Origin of the sequence: Pseudomonas sp. N2-3-1-14 (genome assembly GCF_041228395.1) — a bacterium.
Lineage (GTDB): Bacteria > Pseudomonadota > Gammaproteobacteria > Pseudomonadales > Pseudomonadaceae > Aquipseudomonas.
On sequence record NZ_CP166199.1, the window covers coordinates 5,546,219 to 5,563,526 of the forward strand.

The window sequence follows — 17,308 nt, forward strand, 5'->3', positions numbered from 1 at the left end:
ACTGCCTGCCCGCCTTCCAGTTTCGGCGCGTCAATCACTCGCGTAGAACCGGAAGGAACACCCGAGACATCCACCCTGTTAAAACCCGTGGAGAAAAGATCGCCGATCTTTGAGAATGCCAATGGCCGCGAGATTGAATTTGAAAACATCATAATGATTTACCTAATGGTTGATTAACATTAGAAAGTCATCCATTTCCTTCATTTAATACGTGGCAAAACAACTAATAACGTTCCGACCAGAGCCCATAAATATACAACCGATTAATTAGCATGCCACTTACCCACAGCCATAACTTCTCAAATACGAAGAGACCATCACTTAACACAATGTAACTACCTGCTAAATTATTTGGCCGCAGGGGCTATCGCACTCACTACACCAAACTGCAGCAACTGAGGCCCAAACGGCGTATTAGTGAGAATATTGTAGGCGTACCACGCACCTTTCTTGAAAACTGCAACCACAGGCGCCAACGAATTATTGCTTTGCATGCGATGAAACCCCTTAACGATATCATCGTCTTTATAAACTTTTGTCACATCATAGCTGCGCCAGCGCCCTCTTAATCGGGACAACACCTCGTCGCCATGTTCAAGCACGTACTTGATATCTTTATACCCAGCGCTCGCCCCTCGATTAAGGTTTTTTGCAATATCGGCCGCATCGGTATAGCCCACCGAAGCGCCGACACCGGAAAAGATCGAACTCTTGATGACATTGCCGAGCGACTGACCGCCCTTGACTGCTTTTCGAGCCGTGTTAAGCGCCGGAAGCGCAAAGCCTAAAATATCGAAGCCGATATTAAAGATCGCGCCCGATACGTCACCCTTAATCGCGTCCTGAATACCGTCGTAGAAAGGGATAAGCCCAAGAAAAAAATCCTTCAACTGTTTGTCGTAGCGCTTTCCTTTTTCTATCGCTGTCATGACGGACGCTTTGGACTTTAGCGCCTCATAGTCTCGGGTAAAAAAGCTGGCTGCGGTGATACCAAGGGCACCGCTTTTGGCGGAAAAATACGTCCCGTGTAATGTACCGGGGTGTTCAAGGGGATCAGGTCCGTAGTGGGTCGCGCCGTATTGCGTATAGACGTTGTACGTGCCCGGAACACGACCTTGGGTGCTCCCGCCAAAATAAGCGCCATCGTTAGCATTGGTGTGTTCACCCGGAAACCCGCTTTCCTTGACGAACCGCCCCAATGCCGGGAAGTAACTGTAGTAGCTGGCCTGGCCCGCACTCCCCGCTACTTTCATGAGCAAACCATGCCGGCCCTTGAGTGCCTCTATCTCCTGTGCTGTCGGCGTGCGGGGCTTGATATCGGCGTACAAGGAGAGCCCTGATACAGGCTCTGCACTGTTCCAGGACAATCCCGGTGCGGGCGCTGTATTGAGAAAGGGGCGAGACACCTCGATAAAACTGACCGCCGACTGTTCGATCCGCGCTTGATCCTCACTGGGTAAAAGCGAAAGCTGATACTTAAACTGAATGGCCCAGGCACTGTCGTGCGCCACTTTATAGTTCTCAAACGTTGTAGAAAATACCTGATTGATATCGGGAACAAGTTGAGTAAGGCGTGGCGTTATTGCCGCCCAAGGCAGCACCTTGTTATTCAGCGACCGCCAGCGCTCTGGCTTGATCGGCCCGCTCATATAGACATCAAGCAGCGAAACAGGGTCATGTTTGACCCACGGTGCCTGCAATACTTTTTGGGTGGGGTCCAACTCAGGAAACACCCGCTTCAACTCGGCCGCCGCCAACTGCTCTCGTGTCATCGCAGGCGCTGACAAGGTATCACGCGCCCACGCCAGCTCTTTTTGTTGTTTATTCAATGCCTCTTGGGAACGCTTGACGTCTGTGTACGTATAGTTGTGGTCAGGTTTATGCGCGATAACGCCGTTGGCCAGGCCCCAGGTAATAATCGCAATGCCTGACGCAGCGCTCAGCTGATCCTCGCTTTCCAGGGACGTAAGCGGCGCTTCACCAAACGCCATGACCTGGCTGAACGTCATGTTCCCCGAAGCGCCAGGCACTTGTTGCTCTATACGTGAAACTTCGATGGAAAAGTTCGCCCATGTATGAGAGCCGTAAACAAGGTTAGGCGGGATGTCTTTTACCAAAAACTCCGGGGCGGCTGCCGCTAATAACAGCTGCGCAGCAAGAGGCGCGGCTTCAACCCCGACCTTACGCTCAAGGTGAGTGATGAAACTTTTGACGATGGTTGCCGGTGAGTAACCTGCGTTGTCCCTTTGATACAGATTGTAGCCCGCCAGGTTGAAGCAGGACTTGCCCATTCCAGGATCAAGCTCTTGCACCAGGGCGACACTTACACTCTCAATGACACTGGTGGGCGTCTCGATCACCTTGATCTTTTTTTGTATCTCCTGACCCAGGGCCCGCGCCTTGGGTGATCGAATCAGCTGGTCCAATGCCGACGCTGGGTTGCTCGCTATCGTCGCCCTGGTGGCCGGAGGAAGCTCGCTGATCAACCCCCGTAATAAGCTGCCGGCACCCGCTTGAGGATTTGAACGGTGAGTTACTTGGGCCTTGTGCCATTGAACTACCGTTGCGCGGACCTTGCGCAGTGAGGTAGCGCTCAATAAACCAGCAATCGGCCTTGCCCCGCCAGCGTTCGCCCGCGGTGCCCGGTGGGCAAGGTCAAAGGATAAAGCCAGCGCCAAACCCTGGGCCTGCTGACTATTGACGGGCACTTTATGCCCATCCTGCCTGAGCATTTGCGCCACGCTCATCTGGCGGCGCTGCTCGCTGGCAAATCGGCTGGAACGCGGGTCGATCTGGAGCATGACCTGGTCCAGGTCGATGCTCCCGTTGGCGTCGTCTGCCTGAGACCTCAGCGCAGTCATGAGCGCATGACGGTCAGCGTCATCACCCAGCGCCGTCTGCTGCTGGGCCAACGCCTCTGCAGACCGCAGCGATGCATAAGCCGAGGGCGCGAATTCAAACAGCGCCTTATTCGCCAGCTTCTTGCGGTGCAAGGCCGCTTGCGCCGGCGTGAGGTCTATCGGCTGGTTGTAAAACCGGCCCACTGTGTACAACGGCACTTTGCCTTCCGGCCAGGGGTAACTGAACCCATGCCCGGGTTGAGGTGCGATCACCCTGGCAATCGACAACAGTGTTCGGGAAACATCGGACCACCCCGAATCGTCCCGCAGCGTAAAAGTCTGCACCTTGCCGTCGACGATGCCGGCAAGCTCCCCGCGCGCCGGGTCCAGTTGCATGCCCGCCGTATCAAGCCCCTGCCCTTTTGCCCACGCGAGGAACCCAGGGGCTTTGAACGCGCTGTCCAGCTGGGCGCGCCAACGCCCAAGCGTGGACCCCGCGGGCACTTGAACATCAGGCGACATCCCCGACGTCTGGTAGGAACGCGTGGCCAATGCGCTTGCGAAGAACCTCGCCAATTGGGCATCACCCGTGGCACGGCACGCGGTGCTGTCCGGCAACGCGGTATTGCGCGCCTGTCCAATGGCAGGGTTATCGGCAGGCGCCGGGGCGGACTTCACGACCGGCGCCGCTGCATGAGTTGCAAAGATTGGCTGTGGACTAAACTTCGAAACATTAGTCATTCAACACCTCGCAGGCAAAACAGTCTGGCTGACTGTTCACGCACTGAGTGGTGCAACCGCCTACAAACATCACAACAGACTGCCGAAAAGTCTGCGTTCGGATATGTCAATTACTGGTTGTTTCTCTCTCTACATTACGCAACACATAACCGGCGTTAATGGCCTGACTAAGCTCAAGAACTTCGTTCAATCCCGTGTTTGCGCAACTTTCTGTAAAGCGTATTTCGGCTCACCCCCAAATGCTCAGCGGTGTGGGTCATGTGCCAATGGTGTTGCTGCAACGCTTCAAGCAAGGCCACGCGCTCCGCATCGTTCAAGGCAAGACCGGGAACCGGTTCAGAGGCCACGACGGGGCGGGCCCGACGAATGATTGGCGGCAAGTCGTCAAACCTGATGCGCCCATCCTCGGACAACGCCGCCAAGGTGCGTAATACGTTGCGCAACTGCCGCACGTTGCCCGGCCAGGCAAAGTCCAGCAGCGCCTGGCGCGCTATCTGGTCGAGCAACACGACCTGCCCTGGCGCCTCATCGGCGAGCAAAAAGTCCAGCAATTGGGCTTTGTCGCTGCGCTCACGCAAAGGCGGTACGTCAATTTCAAGGCCATTGAGGCGGTAGTACAAATCTTCGCGGAAGCTGCCGCTGGCCACACGCGCCAACAAATCACGGTGGGTTGCGCTAATGATCCGCACATTGATTGCTTGCGGCTCACCGCCGATGGGCACGACCAGACGGTCTTCCAACACCCTCAGCAGGCGGGTTTGCAATGCGAGGGGCATGTCGCCGATCTCGTCGAGAAACAAGGTACCGCCGTCGGCCTGCTGTAACTTGCCGCGCATGCCTTCCTTGAGCGCGCCGGTAAAACTGCCGCCGCGATACCCGAATAGCTCGCTTTCGATCAGGCTTTCAGGGATGGCGGCGCAGTTGAGCGCAACAAAGGCTTTGTCAGCCCGCTGACTGGCCTGATGCACGGCCTTGGCGAAGGCTTCCTTGCCCGAACCGGTTTCACCGTTGATCAGCAACGGCACGTCACGTTCGAACACCCGCAGCGCCTTGCGAAACTCATTCTGCAGCACCGGGTCGCCCAGGCAGATACCCGCCAGGCGCGGCGCCTCGGGCTTGGCCAGCGGTGCCGGTACGCTGCGCGCCTGGCCGCGCAATGCGGCGAATAAATGCCGGCCATCACGGGTACGCAGTGGCCAACTGGCCGTGGCGTTGGCGCTGGCACGGCCAAGCAGCTGATCAAGGGAACACTCGAAAAACGCCTCCACCGGTTGCCCCAGCAAACCGCCACGCGCCTGTGCCAGCAGGTTCAGCGCGCTTTGGTTGACGGCGCAGATCCGCCCTTCGCCATCGAACGCCAGCAACCCTTCACTGAACAGCCCCACGGATTCGGCCTGCAGGTGAAAACGCAGCAACCACTGGTTTTCAAAATGACGCAGGAAGTAACAACTCTCGATCATCTTCGCTGACAGGTTCACCAGCGCCATGGTGTGGAATTGGCTCTGACGCGACACGGCTTCACGCGCCGAGGACACGTCCAGCACGGCCAACAGCTCACCCTGAGGGTCGAACACCGGGCTCGCCGAACAGGTCAGGCCGGTGTGGCGGCCGCGAAAATGTTCATCACGGTGAATGGTCAGGGACTGACGCTCCACCAGGCAGGTGCCGATGCCGTTGGTGCCTTCGCACGCTTCGCTCCAGTCGGCGCCCAGCCACAGCCCGGCGCGCTCGAAAATCTTGCGTTCCGAAGGTGCTGTCACACAGTTGAGAATCACCCCACGCGCATCGGTGAGCAATACCGCATGGCCGGCGCCGGAAAGCTGCTGATGCAGGCTGTTCATTTCGCTGCCAGCAATGTGCAGCACCTGCTGCAGGCGTTCGCGGCTTTCCAGCAGGCGGCCATGTTCAAGCACGGTGGGGGCGATGCTCAACGCGGGGTCGAGGTGATAATCCTCCAGGCAACGCAGCCAGGAGCGGGCGATGGACGGGTCGCTGCCGGGGCCTTGGGCAAGGTCCTGCCCACGGGTGACGGTAAGGACTTGCTGGGCATGGCGACTGAAATGATCGTTTTGCATGTTCTTATTATTCTCTCTGCGTGAGAACAGCCAGCATCCCCCAGCCATCCAGGCATTGCAATCCCGGGCAGACTCGCCGGTCACAGGCTGTACCGTTTGTGGCACACACTGTCACCCTGCCTGTACCAGCCCTGTCACAGCAACGCTTTGCAATAAACCTCAAGCCCTTGATTTACCTGGCCTGCAAAGCAGTGGCCCGACCTTTGCTCTACGCTTTATCAAGCGCAACACCGCTGAACTCCAATAAACATAAAAGTCAGGAGATACCCACCATGCGTTATGCACATCCCGGTACTGAAGGCGCGATCGTTTCGTTCAAGGCCAAGTACGGTAACTACATCGGCGGCGAATTCGTCGCGCCGGTGGATGGCAACTACTTCACCAACACCTCGCCGGTCAACGGCAAGCCTATCGCCGACTTCCCGCGCTCCACGGCCAAAGACATCGACAAAGCCCTCGACGCCGCCCACGCCGCCGCAGATGCCTGGGGCAAGACCTCGGCTCAGGACCGCTCGCTGGTGCTGCTGAAAATCGCCGACCGCATCGAACAGAACCTCGAACTGCTGGCCATCACCGAAACCTGGGACAACGGCAAAGCCGTGCGTGAAACCCTCAACGCCGACATCCCACTGGCGGCCGACCACTTCCGCTACTTCGCCGGCTGCATCCGCGCGCAGGAAGGCACCAGCGCCGAAATCAACGAACTGACCGCCTCGTATCACTTCCACGAGCCGCTGGGCGTGGTCGGCCAGATCATCCCGTGGAACTTCCCGCTGCTGATGGCCGCGTGGAAACTCGCCCCGGCCCTGGCTGCCGGTAACTGCGTGGTGCTCAAGCCCGCCGAGCAAACGCCTCTGGGCATCAACGTGCTGATGGAGCTGATCGGCGACCTGCTGCCGCCAGGCGTGCTGAACGTGGTGCACGGTTACGGCAAAGAAGCCGGCGAAGCCCTGGCCACCAGCAAGCGCATCGCCAAGATCGCCTTTACCGGCTCCACACCGGTGGGCTCGCACATCATGCACGCGGCGGCTGAGAACATTATTCCGTCCACCGTTGAGCTGGGCGGCAAGTCGCCGAACATCTTCTTCGCCGACATCATGAAAGCCGAACCGTCGTTTATCGAAAAGGCCGCCGAAGGCCTGGTGCTGGCGTTCTTCAACCAGGGCGAGGTGTGCACCTGCCCATCGCGCGCACTGGTGGAAGAGTCGATCTACGACGACTTCATGAAAGTGGTGATGAAAAAGATCGAGCAGATCAAACGCGGCGACCCGCTGGACACTGACACCATGGTCGGCGCCCAGGCGTCCGAGCAGCAGTTCGACAAGATCCTCTCCTACTTGGAAATCGCCAAGGGCGAAGGCGCGCAACTGCTCACCGGCGGTAAGGTCGAGCAGCTCAGCGGCGACATGGCCGGCGGGTATTACATCCAGCCGACCCTGCTCAAGGGCACCAACGAAATGCGCGTGTTCCAGGAAGAAATCTTCGGCCCGGTGGTGAGCATCACCACCTTCAAGGACGAAGCCGAAGCCCTGGCAATTGCCAACGACACCGAGTTCGGCCTGGGCGCCGGTGTGTGGACCCGCGACATCAACCGCGCCTACCGCATGGGCCGCGCGATCAAGGCCGGCCGCGTGTGGACCAACTGCTACCACCTGTACCCGGCGCACGCCGCGTTCGGCGGTTACAAGAAGTCCGGTGTGGGCCGTGAGACGCACAAGATGATGTTGGATCACTACCAGCAGACCAAGAACTTGCTGGTGAGCTACGACATTAATCCGTTGGGCTTTTTCTAACTTAAACCTGTAACAGGCGACCAGTTCTCAACTTGAAATGCAATCAAGTGTGGGAGCTGGCTTGCCTGCGATGGCGGTGTATCAACTAAGCGTGTGGTGGCTGACACACTGCTTTCGCAGGCAAGCCAGCGCCCACATTAGCTCTTCGCAAGTACTCGCAACTCGCATTCGGCACAAAGAGGCCGAGTTAAAAACAATAAGAATGGACGGTACTTTCCCATGCCTAGCGAACCTACTGGCTCTTCCGTCGACTTCGAAAAAGTCGGCACCGACTACTTCCAACAACGCGAACTGAAAAAAGGCGCCGCCGGCTGGGTGCTGTTGGTCGGCCTTGGCGTTGCCTATGTGATCTCCGGCGACTACGCCGGTTGGAACTTCGGCCTGGCCCAAGGTGGCTGGGGCGGCATGTTCCTCGCCACCTTGCTGATGGCCACCATGTACCTGTGCATGTGCTTCTCCCTGGCCGAACTGTCTTCCATGATCCCCACCGCCGGCGGCGGCTATGGCTTTGCCCGCAGCGCCTTCGGCCCCTGGGGCGGCTTCCTCACCGGCACTGCGATCCTGATCGAATACGCCATCGCCCCCGCCGCCATCGCGGTGTTTATCGGCGCTTATTGCGAGTCGCTGTTCGGCATTGGCGGCTGGATGATTTACCTGGCCTTCTACATCATCTTTATCGGCATCCACATCTTCGGCGTGGGCGAAGCCTTGAAGCTGATGTTTGTGATTACCGCCGTTGCGGCGATTGCCTTGGGCGTGTTCCTGGTATCGATGGTGCCGCACTTCAACGTTGCGAACCTGCTGGACATCCCGGTGACCGAGGCCAAAGGCGCCAGCACGTTCTTGCCGTTCGGCTACGTCGGCGTATGGGCGGCGATTCCCTATGCAATCTGGTTTTTCCTCGCCGTCGAAGGCGTGCCGTTGGCTGCCGAAGAAACCAAGAACCCCAAGCGTGACCTACCTCGTGGCCTGATCGGCGCCATTGTGGTGCTGACCAGTTTTGCCCTGTTGATTCTGGTCATCGCCCCCGGCGGCGCGGGCACTTACGCGTTGATCAAGTCGGGCAACCCGTTGGTTGAGGCGCTGGCACTGTCCTACGGCGGTTCGACCTGGATGGGCAGCTTCGTCAACCTGGTTGGTTTGGCCGGGCTGATCGCGAGCTTTTTCTCGATCATCTACGCGTATTCCCGGCAGATCTTCGCTTTGTCCCGCGCTGGTTACTTGCCGCGCAAGCTGTCGCAGACCAACAAAAGCAAGGCGCCGGTGCTGGCGCTGGTGATCCCGGGCATCATCGGTTTTGGCCTGTCGCTGACCGGCCAGGGTGATTTGCTGATTCTGGTGGCGGTGTTTGGCGCGACCATTTCCTACGTACTGATGATGGCCGCGCACATCACCTTGCGCATCCGCCGCCCCAAAATGGACCGTCCGTACCGCACGCCGGGCGGCATTTTCACCTCCGGTGTCGCGCTGGTACTGGCCTGCGTAGCGGTAGTGGCGGGCTTTCTGGTGGATCCACGGGTGGTGATTGGCGCCGCGATCATCTATGGAGTATTAATTGCTTACTTTGCTTTCTACAGCCGGCATCACTTGGTAGCAGGCACGCCCGAAGAAGAATTCGCCGCGATCCAGGCCGCAGAGGCCGCCTTGCACTGAATGCCGTAAACCTCGACGCGGGCAGCTGGCCCGCGTCGCCAAGGAGACACTGTATGGCAAGCTTTTCCCACGCGGTGGGTGCACAAACCTACCGCTTCGACAGCCTCAAGGACGTGATGGCCAAGGCCAGCCCGGCGCGTTCCGGGGACTTTCTGGCCGGTGTGGCCGCGCAGAACGACGGCGAACGCGTGGCCGCGCAGATGGCGTTGGCGAACATCCCGCTGAAACACTTCCTCGAAGAAGTGCTGATCCCCTACGAAAGCGACGAAGTCACCCGGCTGATCATCGACACCCACGATAAACAGGCGTTTAGCGTGGTCAGCCACCTGACCGTCGGCGGCCTGCGCGACTGGCTGCTCAGCGACGCGGCCGATGAACATTCCCTACGCGCCCTGGCGCCGGGGCTGACACCGGAAATGGCCGCCGCCGTCTCCAAGATCATGCGCGTGCAGGACTTGGTACTGGTCGCGCAAAAGATCCGCGTGGTCACCCAGTTTCGCGGCACCATGGGCCTGCGCGGGCGCCTGTCGACGCGCCTGCAGCCCAACCACCCGACGGATGAACCGGCGGGCATCGCCGCGAGCATTCTCGACGGCCTGCTTTATGGCAACGGCGACGCCATGATCGGCATCAACCCGGCCACCGACAGCATCGCCTCGATCTGCGCCATGCTCGAGATGCTCGATGCGATCATCCAGCGCTACGAAATCCCCACCCAAGCGTGCGTGCTGACCCACGTGACCACGTCCATCGAGGCCATCAACCGGGGCGTGCCGCTGGACCTGGTGTTTCAGTCGATTGCCGGTACCGAAGCGGCCAACGCCAGTTTCGGCATCAGCCTGAGCGTGCTGCAGGAAGGTTACGACGCAGGCTTGAGTCTGAACCGCGGCACCTTGGGCCAGAACCTGATGTACTTCGAAACCGGCCAGGGCAGCGCCTTGTCGGCCAACGCGCACTTTGGCGTCGACCAGCAAACCTGTGAAACCCGCGCCTACGCCGTTGCGCGGCATTTCAAGCCGTTTTTGGTCAACACCGTTGTAGGTTTTATCGGCCCCGAGTACCTGTACAACGGCAAGCAGATCATCCGCGCCGGCCTCGAAGACCACTTCTGCGGCAAGCTGCTCGGCGTGCCGATGGGGTGCGACATCTGCTACACCAACCACGCCGAGGCCGACCAGGATGACATGGACACCCTGCTGACCTTGCTGGGCGTGGCCGGGATCAACTTCATCATGGGCATCCCCGGCTCCGACGACATCATGCTCAACTACCAGACCACCTCGTTTCACGACGCGTTATACGCCCGGCAAACATTGGGTTTAAAACCGGCGCCGGAGTTTGAACAGTGGCTGGCCAAGATGGGCATCTTCACGCAAGCCGACGGCAAGGTGCACTTCGGCAACAGCCTGCCACCGGCATTTCGCCACGCCTTGAAGCAATTGGGATGAAGGAGCCGCCTGTGCAAGTAGAACTGCCTGACAACCCGTGGCTGGAACTGCGCCGCCTCACGCCTGCGCGCATCGCCCTGGGCCGCACCGGCACCAGCATTCCCACCAGCGCGCAGCTGGACTTCCAATTCGCCCACGCCCAGGCGCGCGATGCGGTGCACCTGCCTTTTGACCATGAAGGCCTGAGCAGCCAATTGGCCGAGCGCGGCCGTGACAGCCTGTTGCTGCACAGCGCCGCCGTTGACCGGCATATGTATTTGCAACGCCCGGACCTGGGGCGACGCCTCAGTGATGAGTCGGCGCAGAGCTTGCGCGACTACGCCGCCGCCAACCCTGGCGGTGTGGACCTGGCCGTGGTGGTGGCCGATGGGCTGTCGGCGCTGGCCGTGCATAAACACACGCTGCCGTTTCTGACACGCATGGAAGAACAGACTCACGCCGAAGGGTGGTCCTTGTCGCCAGTTATCCTGGTGGAACAGGGCCGCGTGGCGGTGGCCGATGAAGTTGGCCAATTGCTGGGCGCCAAGATGGTGGTGATCCTGATCGGCGAGCGGCCGGGGCTCAGCTCGCCAGACAGCTTGGGGCTGTATTTCACCTACAACCCCAAGGTCGGGCTCACCGATGCGTATCGCAACTGCATTTCCAATGTGCGCCTGGAAGGCCTGAGCTACGGCATGGCCGCGCACCGCCTGCTTTACTTGATGAAAGAGGCGTGTCGCCGGCAGCTGTCGGGGGTCAATCTCAAGGACGAGGCACAGGTGCAGACCATTGAATCGGATGATCCTGACCTGATGAAAGGCAATTTCCTGCTCAGCCCGCCGGAATGAACGATAGCCGCACGATTGCGCTTTTTCGCGCCATTAGGCAGCATCCGGTCACGGCCGCTTGTGTGGTCATCCCCCCTTTGGAAGTTGAGGCCTGGCATGCGGATTACTCAAGCGACCCTGGAACACTTGGACCTGTTGACCCCGTTGTTCGTCAAATACCGCGAGTTCTATGGCGCGCTGCCGTTTCCGGATTCATCGCGGGCGTTTCTGGAAAAACGCCTGCGCCGCAAGGAGTCGGTGATCTACCTGGCCCTGGCCGACGATGATGACAAGCGGTTGCTGGGCTTTTGTCAGCTTTACCCGAGCTTTTCGTCGCTGTCGCTTAAACGCGTGTGGATCCTCAACGATATCTATGTGGCCGAAGATGCGCGCCGGCAATTGGTGGCGGACAACCTGATGCGCACGGCCAAGAAAATGGCCAAGGAAACCCATGCGGTACGACTGCGGGTGTCGACCAGCAGTGATAACGAGGTGGCGCAGAAGACTTATGAGTCGATCGGCTTTCGCGAGGATACGGAGTTCAAGAACTACGTGTTGCCGATCAGCGAAAACTGATAACGCCGAATGGCGTTGGCTTCCCCTTGTGGTGAACGGCCTTACAGTGGCGAGCGGGCTGAGTGTGGCGAGCGGGCTTGCCCCGCGTTGGGCTGCGCAGCAGCCCCAAAACCAGCCGCCGAGTTATAACTGAAGGAATGCGGAACTTCTCGGGGGGCTGCTTCGCAGCCCAACGCGGGGCAAGCCCGCTCGCCACAGCAAGCCCGCTCGCCACAGAAGACCCGTTCCCCTATTTGGATCAATGTAGATCGGACATACCCACGACACGCCCCGCTACAAAACCCACACGCTTTTCACCTCTCAATACGTATAATGCGGACCTTTCAGGGTTGTAAGAAATACGGCATACACTTGTAGCCTTACTTACCCGTAGACCCCGCACTGGCCTGCTGAGCCGGCCCATTCACACAGGTGCCATCCATGGATTTCAACCCGCTCGACCTTATCCTGCATCTCGACGTGTACCTCGACATGCTGGTGAGAAACTACGGAGTGTGGATCTACGCCATTCTGTTCCTGGTTATCTTTTGCGAAACCGGCTTGGTGGTCATGCCATTCCTGCCCGGTGATTCCTTGCTGTTCATCGCTGGCGCTATCGCGGCAGGCGGCGGCATGGACCCGATCCTGTTGGGCGGCTTGCTGATGCTGGCGGCCATTCTGGGTGACAGCACCAACTACGTGATCGGGCGAACAGTGGGCGAACGCTTGTTCAGCAACCCGAACTCGAAAATCTTCCGCCGCGACTACCTGCAAAAAACCCACGAGTTCTACGACAAGCACGGCGGCAAAACCGTGACCCTGGCGCGTTTCCTGCCGATCCTGCGCACCTTCGCACCCTTCGTCGCCGGCATCGCCAAAATGCCTTACCCGCGCTTCTTCGGGTTCAGCGTGTTCGGCACCGTGCTGTGGGTCGGCGGCCTGGTGACCTTGGGTTACTTCTTCGGCAATGTGCCGTTCATCAAGAAGAACCTGTCGCTGCTGGTGGTATTTATCATCCTGCTGTCGCTTATCCCGATGATCATCGGTGTGTTCCGCAGCCGCTTTGGCCGCTCGTCCTCCGAAGCCAAACCGCAGTAACCGGCGATGTGGTCCCTCAGCGCCTGGCGTCGCCGGCGCCTGCTGGCCAAGCACCCGATTGCCGATGACACCTGGCAACGGGTGCGCCACCACCTGAGCTTTCTCGACGGCATCAGCGCCGAGCAAGACCGGTGGCTGCGCGAAGCCTGCGTAGTCTTCCTCGCCGAAAAACACCTCACCGCCCTGCCCGGCGTCGAGCTGCATCAGGAGCACCGCCTGCTGCTCGCCGCCCAGGCGCAACTGCCGTTGATGAACCTGGGCGACCTCGATTGGTACCAGGGCTTCCACGAGATCGTGCTGTACCCCGACGACTTCGTCAGCCCGCAACGCCATCGCGATGCCAGCGGCGTCGAACACGAGTGGGACGGCGAACACAGCGGCGAAGCCTGGCAGCAAGGCCCGGTGATTCTCGCCTGGCCCGGCGTGTTGGCCAGCGGCCAGTGGGAAGGCTACAACCTGGTGATCCACGAACTGGCGCACAAACTCGACATGCTCAACGGCGACGCCAACGGCCTGCCGCCGCTGCATCACGACATGCGCGTGCAGGAATGGGCCAGCGTGATGCAAAGCGCCTTTGATGACCTCAATCGCCAGCTCGACGCCAACCCGGACGCCCATACCGAGATCGACCCCTACGCCGCCGAAAACCCGGCGGAGTTCTTTGCCGTCACCAGCGAATATTTTTTCAGCGCCCCGGATTTACTGGTCAGCACTTATCCACAGGTGTACGCGCAACTGAGCCGCTTCTATCGCCAGGATCCCCTGGCCCGCCTGCACCAACTGCAAGCCAGCGACGCGCGCTATCAGACGGAACGCCACGCGCCGTACGACGTCTGACGCATGGCATCGGCGTCAGAATATGCCTATAATCGCCGCCACTTTTAGGCCAATCCGGCCATGTTCCATGGCCAACTACGGGGGCATCGCCCAATGAGCTACAGCAAGATTCCGGCTGGCAAAGACCTGCCGAACGACATCTACGTCGCCATCGAAATTCCGGCCAACCACGCGCCGATCAAATACGAAATCGACAAAGACAGCGACTGCCTGTTCGTTGACCGTTTCATGGCCACCCCAATGTTCTACCCGGCCAACTACGGTTTCATCCCCAACACCCTGGCTGACGACGGTGACCCCCTCGACGTGCTGGTTGTAACCCCTTACCCGGTTACCCCAGGCTCGGTTATCCGCGCGCGCCCAGTCGGCATCCTGAACATGACCGACGACGGCGGCGGCGATGCCAAAGTTATCGCAGTGCCCCACGACAAGCTGTCCCAGCTGTACGTGGACGTGAAGGAATACACTGACCTGCCGCCACTGCTGCTGGAACAGATCAAGCACTTCTTCGAGAACTACAAAGACCTCGAAAAAGGCAAATGGGTGAAGATCGACGGTTGGGGCAACGCAGACGCCGCCCGCGCCGAGATCATGAAGTCGGTGGCTGCCTACAAAGGCTGATACCCGCTCCTCATTGCCCCGGCAATCAAAAAAGCCCCGACTATTCGGGGCTTTTTTTGTGGGAAAAATTAAACTCCAAGTGCAATGTTTAATGCGCCATGTTTAACAGCGTTAAGACACTGACATATCAACCTACAACTAAGTAAATCCCTACACACGCAATTCAACGCATAGTTTATTTGATGTCTTTTTCCGGCCAGTAAACTCTGCGTTTATGAATACATCAGGTGATCGACTAAAAGCGTTATTACGGGAAGTTCATCTTTCCGCCTCCGACTTCGCCAAGAACCGCGGCGTCACGCCTCAACACGTGAACAACTGGTTCAAACGCGGCGTGCCCATGGGCCGACTCAACGAGATCGCAGAACTGCTCTGCGTCTCCAGCCGTTGGCTACGCACCGGCGAAGGCCTCAAACACCCACCGGCCAACTTCCTGCTGGAAGGCCCCGGCACCACCAAAGGACTGCCCACCCGCGAAGAAAGCGGTAAATACCTCACAGGCCCCGCCTGCCTCCCGGAAAAAATCGACGTGGAGATCGCCCTCCACCCCACCTTCACCTCAAGCGAACGCATCCGCGTCTCGCTGCATACTCTGGAAACCCTCAACGTAAACCCCGACCGTGCCATAGGCGCCTACATGGTCGACAACAGCATGATCGACATCATCCAACAAGGCGCCACCCTCGCCATCGACCGCGGCCGCAGCCAAATCACCGACGGCGAAATTTACGCCGTCGAACACGACGGCATGCTGCGCATCAAATACCTCTACAACCGCCCCGGCGGCGGCCTGCGCATGCGCAGCCACAACGCCAGCGAACACCCGGACGAATACCTCACCCACGAGCAACGCTTTGAGCAGAATTTTCAGATCGTGGGCTGGGTGTTCTGGTGGTCCACCCTCAACAACCGCCGACCGGTGCCACTGGACGAACACCTGCTGGGCTGGGAAGGCTCTAAATCGGACCCGGAGGTAGGCATTTGAGGTGAATGTGGGTATCATCCGCCGCACATTTGGCAGGGGGTGGCTTTGCGCTATCCATCCTGCCTGGCGATGCGGAGGAGTTCCCGCTGATGCCCTTACTATTCAGCCAGACGTGATGTGGGCTGAGCGATTTGAAGGCTGGTGAGGTTTGTCAAAAACAAGCTGAGGCAGTCCCCGAGAAGCCGGCCACAAGCCGGCTTTTTAATGCCTTAGATTCCTTAATGTATAAGAATTTTTGATCATGAACCGTCGCCCCCTACGCTTCGATTCATGCATTGTGCCTAAAGGCTATGTAATCTAACTCATCGCCATCAAGGCAACGCGACACGCCGAAACCTATCACTGAAAAAGCGCTCATACGGGCTAGTATCGCCGTCTATTGCTCGATCAAGCATAGTAATGAGGTCGGCATCAGCTATGGGTAACATCACACCTCTACCATCTTTGTAAGTGTCATTGCACCGCTGGATTAGACGCTCCATATTTTCCGCCTCTCTGAAAAGCAAGATTCCAAACTTCCCTCTATTCATAGAGAACCTGCCAGATAGCTGATCAACCTCAGGGTTTGCCACTTCTCTGGTGTAGTTTTTGCATTCAGCAAAAATAAACTGAGCGGGTGTTTGATGTATCGTATGGATCCGATAGAAAAAGCCACTTGCCGCTGCATTATCAAAAACTATGTCTATTCGTTTACGTCCATCATGAATCTCCGCCTCCACCACTGGGCATATTACATCTGGATAAAGGAGAAACTCCAATATACCCACTGCCACACGATGATATTGCGTCGCGCCGTTGGCGCCTGCCTCTACATCACGAAGCTTTCTCTTCAGGTACTCAGCGATAACAATATTGTTTCGACCGTCTAACTCTTCATTAGCTAAAGACTTAGCATCGCTCGCGATCCAATTCTTAAAGTCTGCAAATACCTCGGGATGTCTTGCGGTGAAATCAGTCAAAAACCCTTTGGAATATGGAGCAACCTTCTCTTTCAAAGAGACTTTAGTTACAAACTGGCTCCCGTCACGTCTGTGCCCAACAAGCGGAGTCGCTCTTCGTATGTGATCCTCTTGGAGAAACTCGAGAACAAATTTGTTGTAGTATTGCTGAGGAGTGTACTTTTTAGCATAAGAAACTACAGCTTTTGGAACAAATATGATGGGTCTCTGATCAATAACTAACATTTCTTGATAGCTAGTCTCCCAAGCAGAAATACTCCGATTCCAATAGAAGCCGCTCTGTGCATTCATCTGCATCGGAATCAACCAAAGCTTACACTGTGCCTGGGTATACTCGATCAAATGGAGCCGTATTATGTTGACGGTCATATCGGAAACTTTATCCCGATCAATACCATCGATAAAAAGCCTGAAGTCCTGAAGATCTTCAACAACTCCGGTTTCTACAGACCGACTAGTAATGATGCTTTGGAAGAGTTTTTCTCCATCAACGCTTCCTATTGCATTACCTCTGGGCCGATCTGAAGAAAGCCCCAAACAAATTTCATTTGGCTCATGAAGATAATTCAACAAACCTCGTGCACTTTCCATCTCGCCAGCTCTAAAGAGATTCACGAACGTCTGGAAAAAACTTTTGAGTGTACGGTTTGCATTCACAGACCATGAGTCTTGCTTCACGCTTAAGAATGCCGGATCCAAAAAGAGTGGGAGGTCGACATCTGTGTCAATATCTATGAAGTCTAGTTCAAACTGATTGGCGTTTAACTGAAACCGCTCGCTTATTTTCATCTTCTCTTCCATTGAGTGAAATGCAGCCTTAACGGCTCAGTAAAGAGTAGCCGAACGCCATCACATCATGAACCTAGATTAGAAAAGATTTCAAGGTACGTAGATAGT

Annotated in this window: 12 protein-coding genes; 9 read left to right on the forward strand and 3 right to left on the reverse strand. The window is 57.7% G+C overall.

Annotated features, from left to right (window positions below):
• Window positions 1–347: 347 nt before the first annotated feature.
• Window positions 348–3,581, reverse strand: coding sequence for a hypothetical protein (locus AB5I78_RS25705; protein WP_369302437.1), 3,234 nt, complete (start codon window positions 3,579–3,581; stop codon window positions 348–350).
• A 173-nt stretch (window positions 3,582–3,754) separates the two neighbouring features.
• Window positions 3,755–5,656 carry a sigma-54-dependent Fis family transcriptional regulator gene (locus AB5I78_RS25710; RefSeq protein ID WP_369302436.1) on the reverse strand — a complete coding sequence of 634 codons (1,902 nt, stop codon included), beginning with the start codon at window positions 5,654–5,656 and terminating at the stop codon, window positions 3,755–3,757.
• A 272-nt stretch (window positions 5,657–5,928) separates the two neighbouring features.
• Here AB5I78_RS25710 and AB5I78_RS25715 point away from each other — a divergent pair, with 272 nt between their 5' ends.
• From AB5I78_RS25715 to AB5I78_RS25755, 9 genes are all read left to right on the forward strand, one after another.
• Window positions 5,929–7,449: an aldehyde dehydrogenase family protein gene (locus AB5I78_RS25715; RefSeq protein ID WP_369302435.1), complete on the forward strand. Its 1,521-nt coding sequence runs from the start codon at window positions 5,929–5,931 to the stop codon at window positions 7,447–7,449.
• Window positions 7,450–7,668: 219 nt separating this feature from the next.
• Window positions 7,669–9,102, forward strand: coding sequence for an ethanolamine permease (gene eat / locus AB5I78_RS25720; RefSeq protein ID WP_145162522.1), 1,434 nt, complete (start codon window positions 7,669–7,671; stop codon window positions 9,100–9,102).
• Window positions 9,103–9,155: 53 nt separating this feature from the next.
• Window positions 9,156–10,550 (forward strand): ethanolamine ammonia-lyase subunit EutB, encoded by a 1,395-nt coding sequence (locus AB5I78_RS25725; protein WP_145162525.1) that lies wholly within the window; start codon window positions 9,156–9,158, stop codon window positions 10,548–10,550.
• The gene (gene eutC, locus AB5I78_RS25730) at window positions 10,547–11,377 is read left to right on the forward strand and encodes an ethanolamine ammonia-lyase subunit EutC (protein ID WP_369302434.1); all 831 of its coding nucleotides are present in this window, start codon (window positions 10,547–10,549) and stop codon (window positions 11,375–11,377) included. Before AB5I78_RS25725 ends, eutC begins: the two co-directional genes overlap by 4 nt.
• Window positions 11,378–11,473: 96 nt before the next feature.
• Window positions 11,474–11,932, forward strand: coding sequence for a GNAT family N-acetyltransferase (locus AB5I78_RS25735; RefSeq protein ID WP_369302433.1), 459 nt, complete (start codon window positions 11,474–11,476; stop codon window positions 11,930–11,932).
• Between the two features lie 420 nt (window positions 11,933–12,352).
• A complete protein-coding gene (locus AB5I78_RS25740) occupies window positions 12,353–13,009 on the forward strand; it encodes a DedA family protein (RefSeq protein WP_106579396.1) in 657 nt (218 codons plus the stop codon).
• 6 nt (window positions 13,010–13,015) lie between these two features.
• Window positions 13,016–13,846 carry a zinc-dependent peptidase gene (locus AB5I78_RS25745; RefSeq protein WP_369302432.1) on the forward strand — a complete coding sequence of 277 codons (831 nt, stop codon included), beginning with the start codon at window positions 13,016–13,018 and terminating at the stop codon, window positions 13,844–13,846.
• A 93-nt stretch (window positions 13,847–13,939) separates the two neighbouring features.
• Entirely contained in the window at window positions 13,940–14,467 is a 528-nt protein-coding gene (gene ppa, locus AB5I78_RS25750; protein WP_003176323.1) for an inorganic diphosphatase, read from the forward strand.
• A gap of 214 nt (window positions 14,468–14,681) precedes the next feature.
• Window positions 14,682–15,452, forward strand: coding sequence for a S24 family peptidase (locus AB5I78_RS25755; RefSeq protein ID WP_242201764.1), 771 nt, complete (start codon window positions 14,682–14,684; stop codon window positions 15,450–15,452).
• Window positions 15,453–15,763: 311 nt separating this feature from the next.
• Here the strand turns inward: AB5I78_RS25755 and AB5I78_RS25760 are convergent, their stop codons facing one another.
• Window positions 15,764–17,200, reverse strand: coding sequence for a hypothetical protein (locus AB5I78_RS25760; RefSeq protein WP_369302431.1), 1,437 nt, complete (start codon window positions 17,198–17,200; stop codon window positions 15,764–15,766).
• Between the last annotated feature and the right edge of the window lie 108 nt (window positions 17,201–17,308).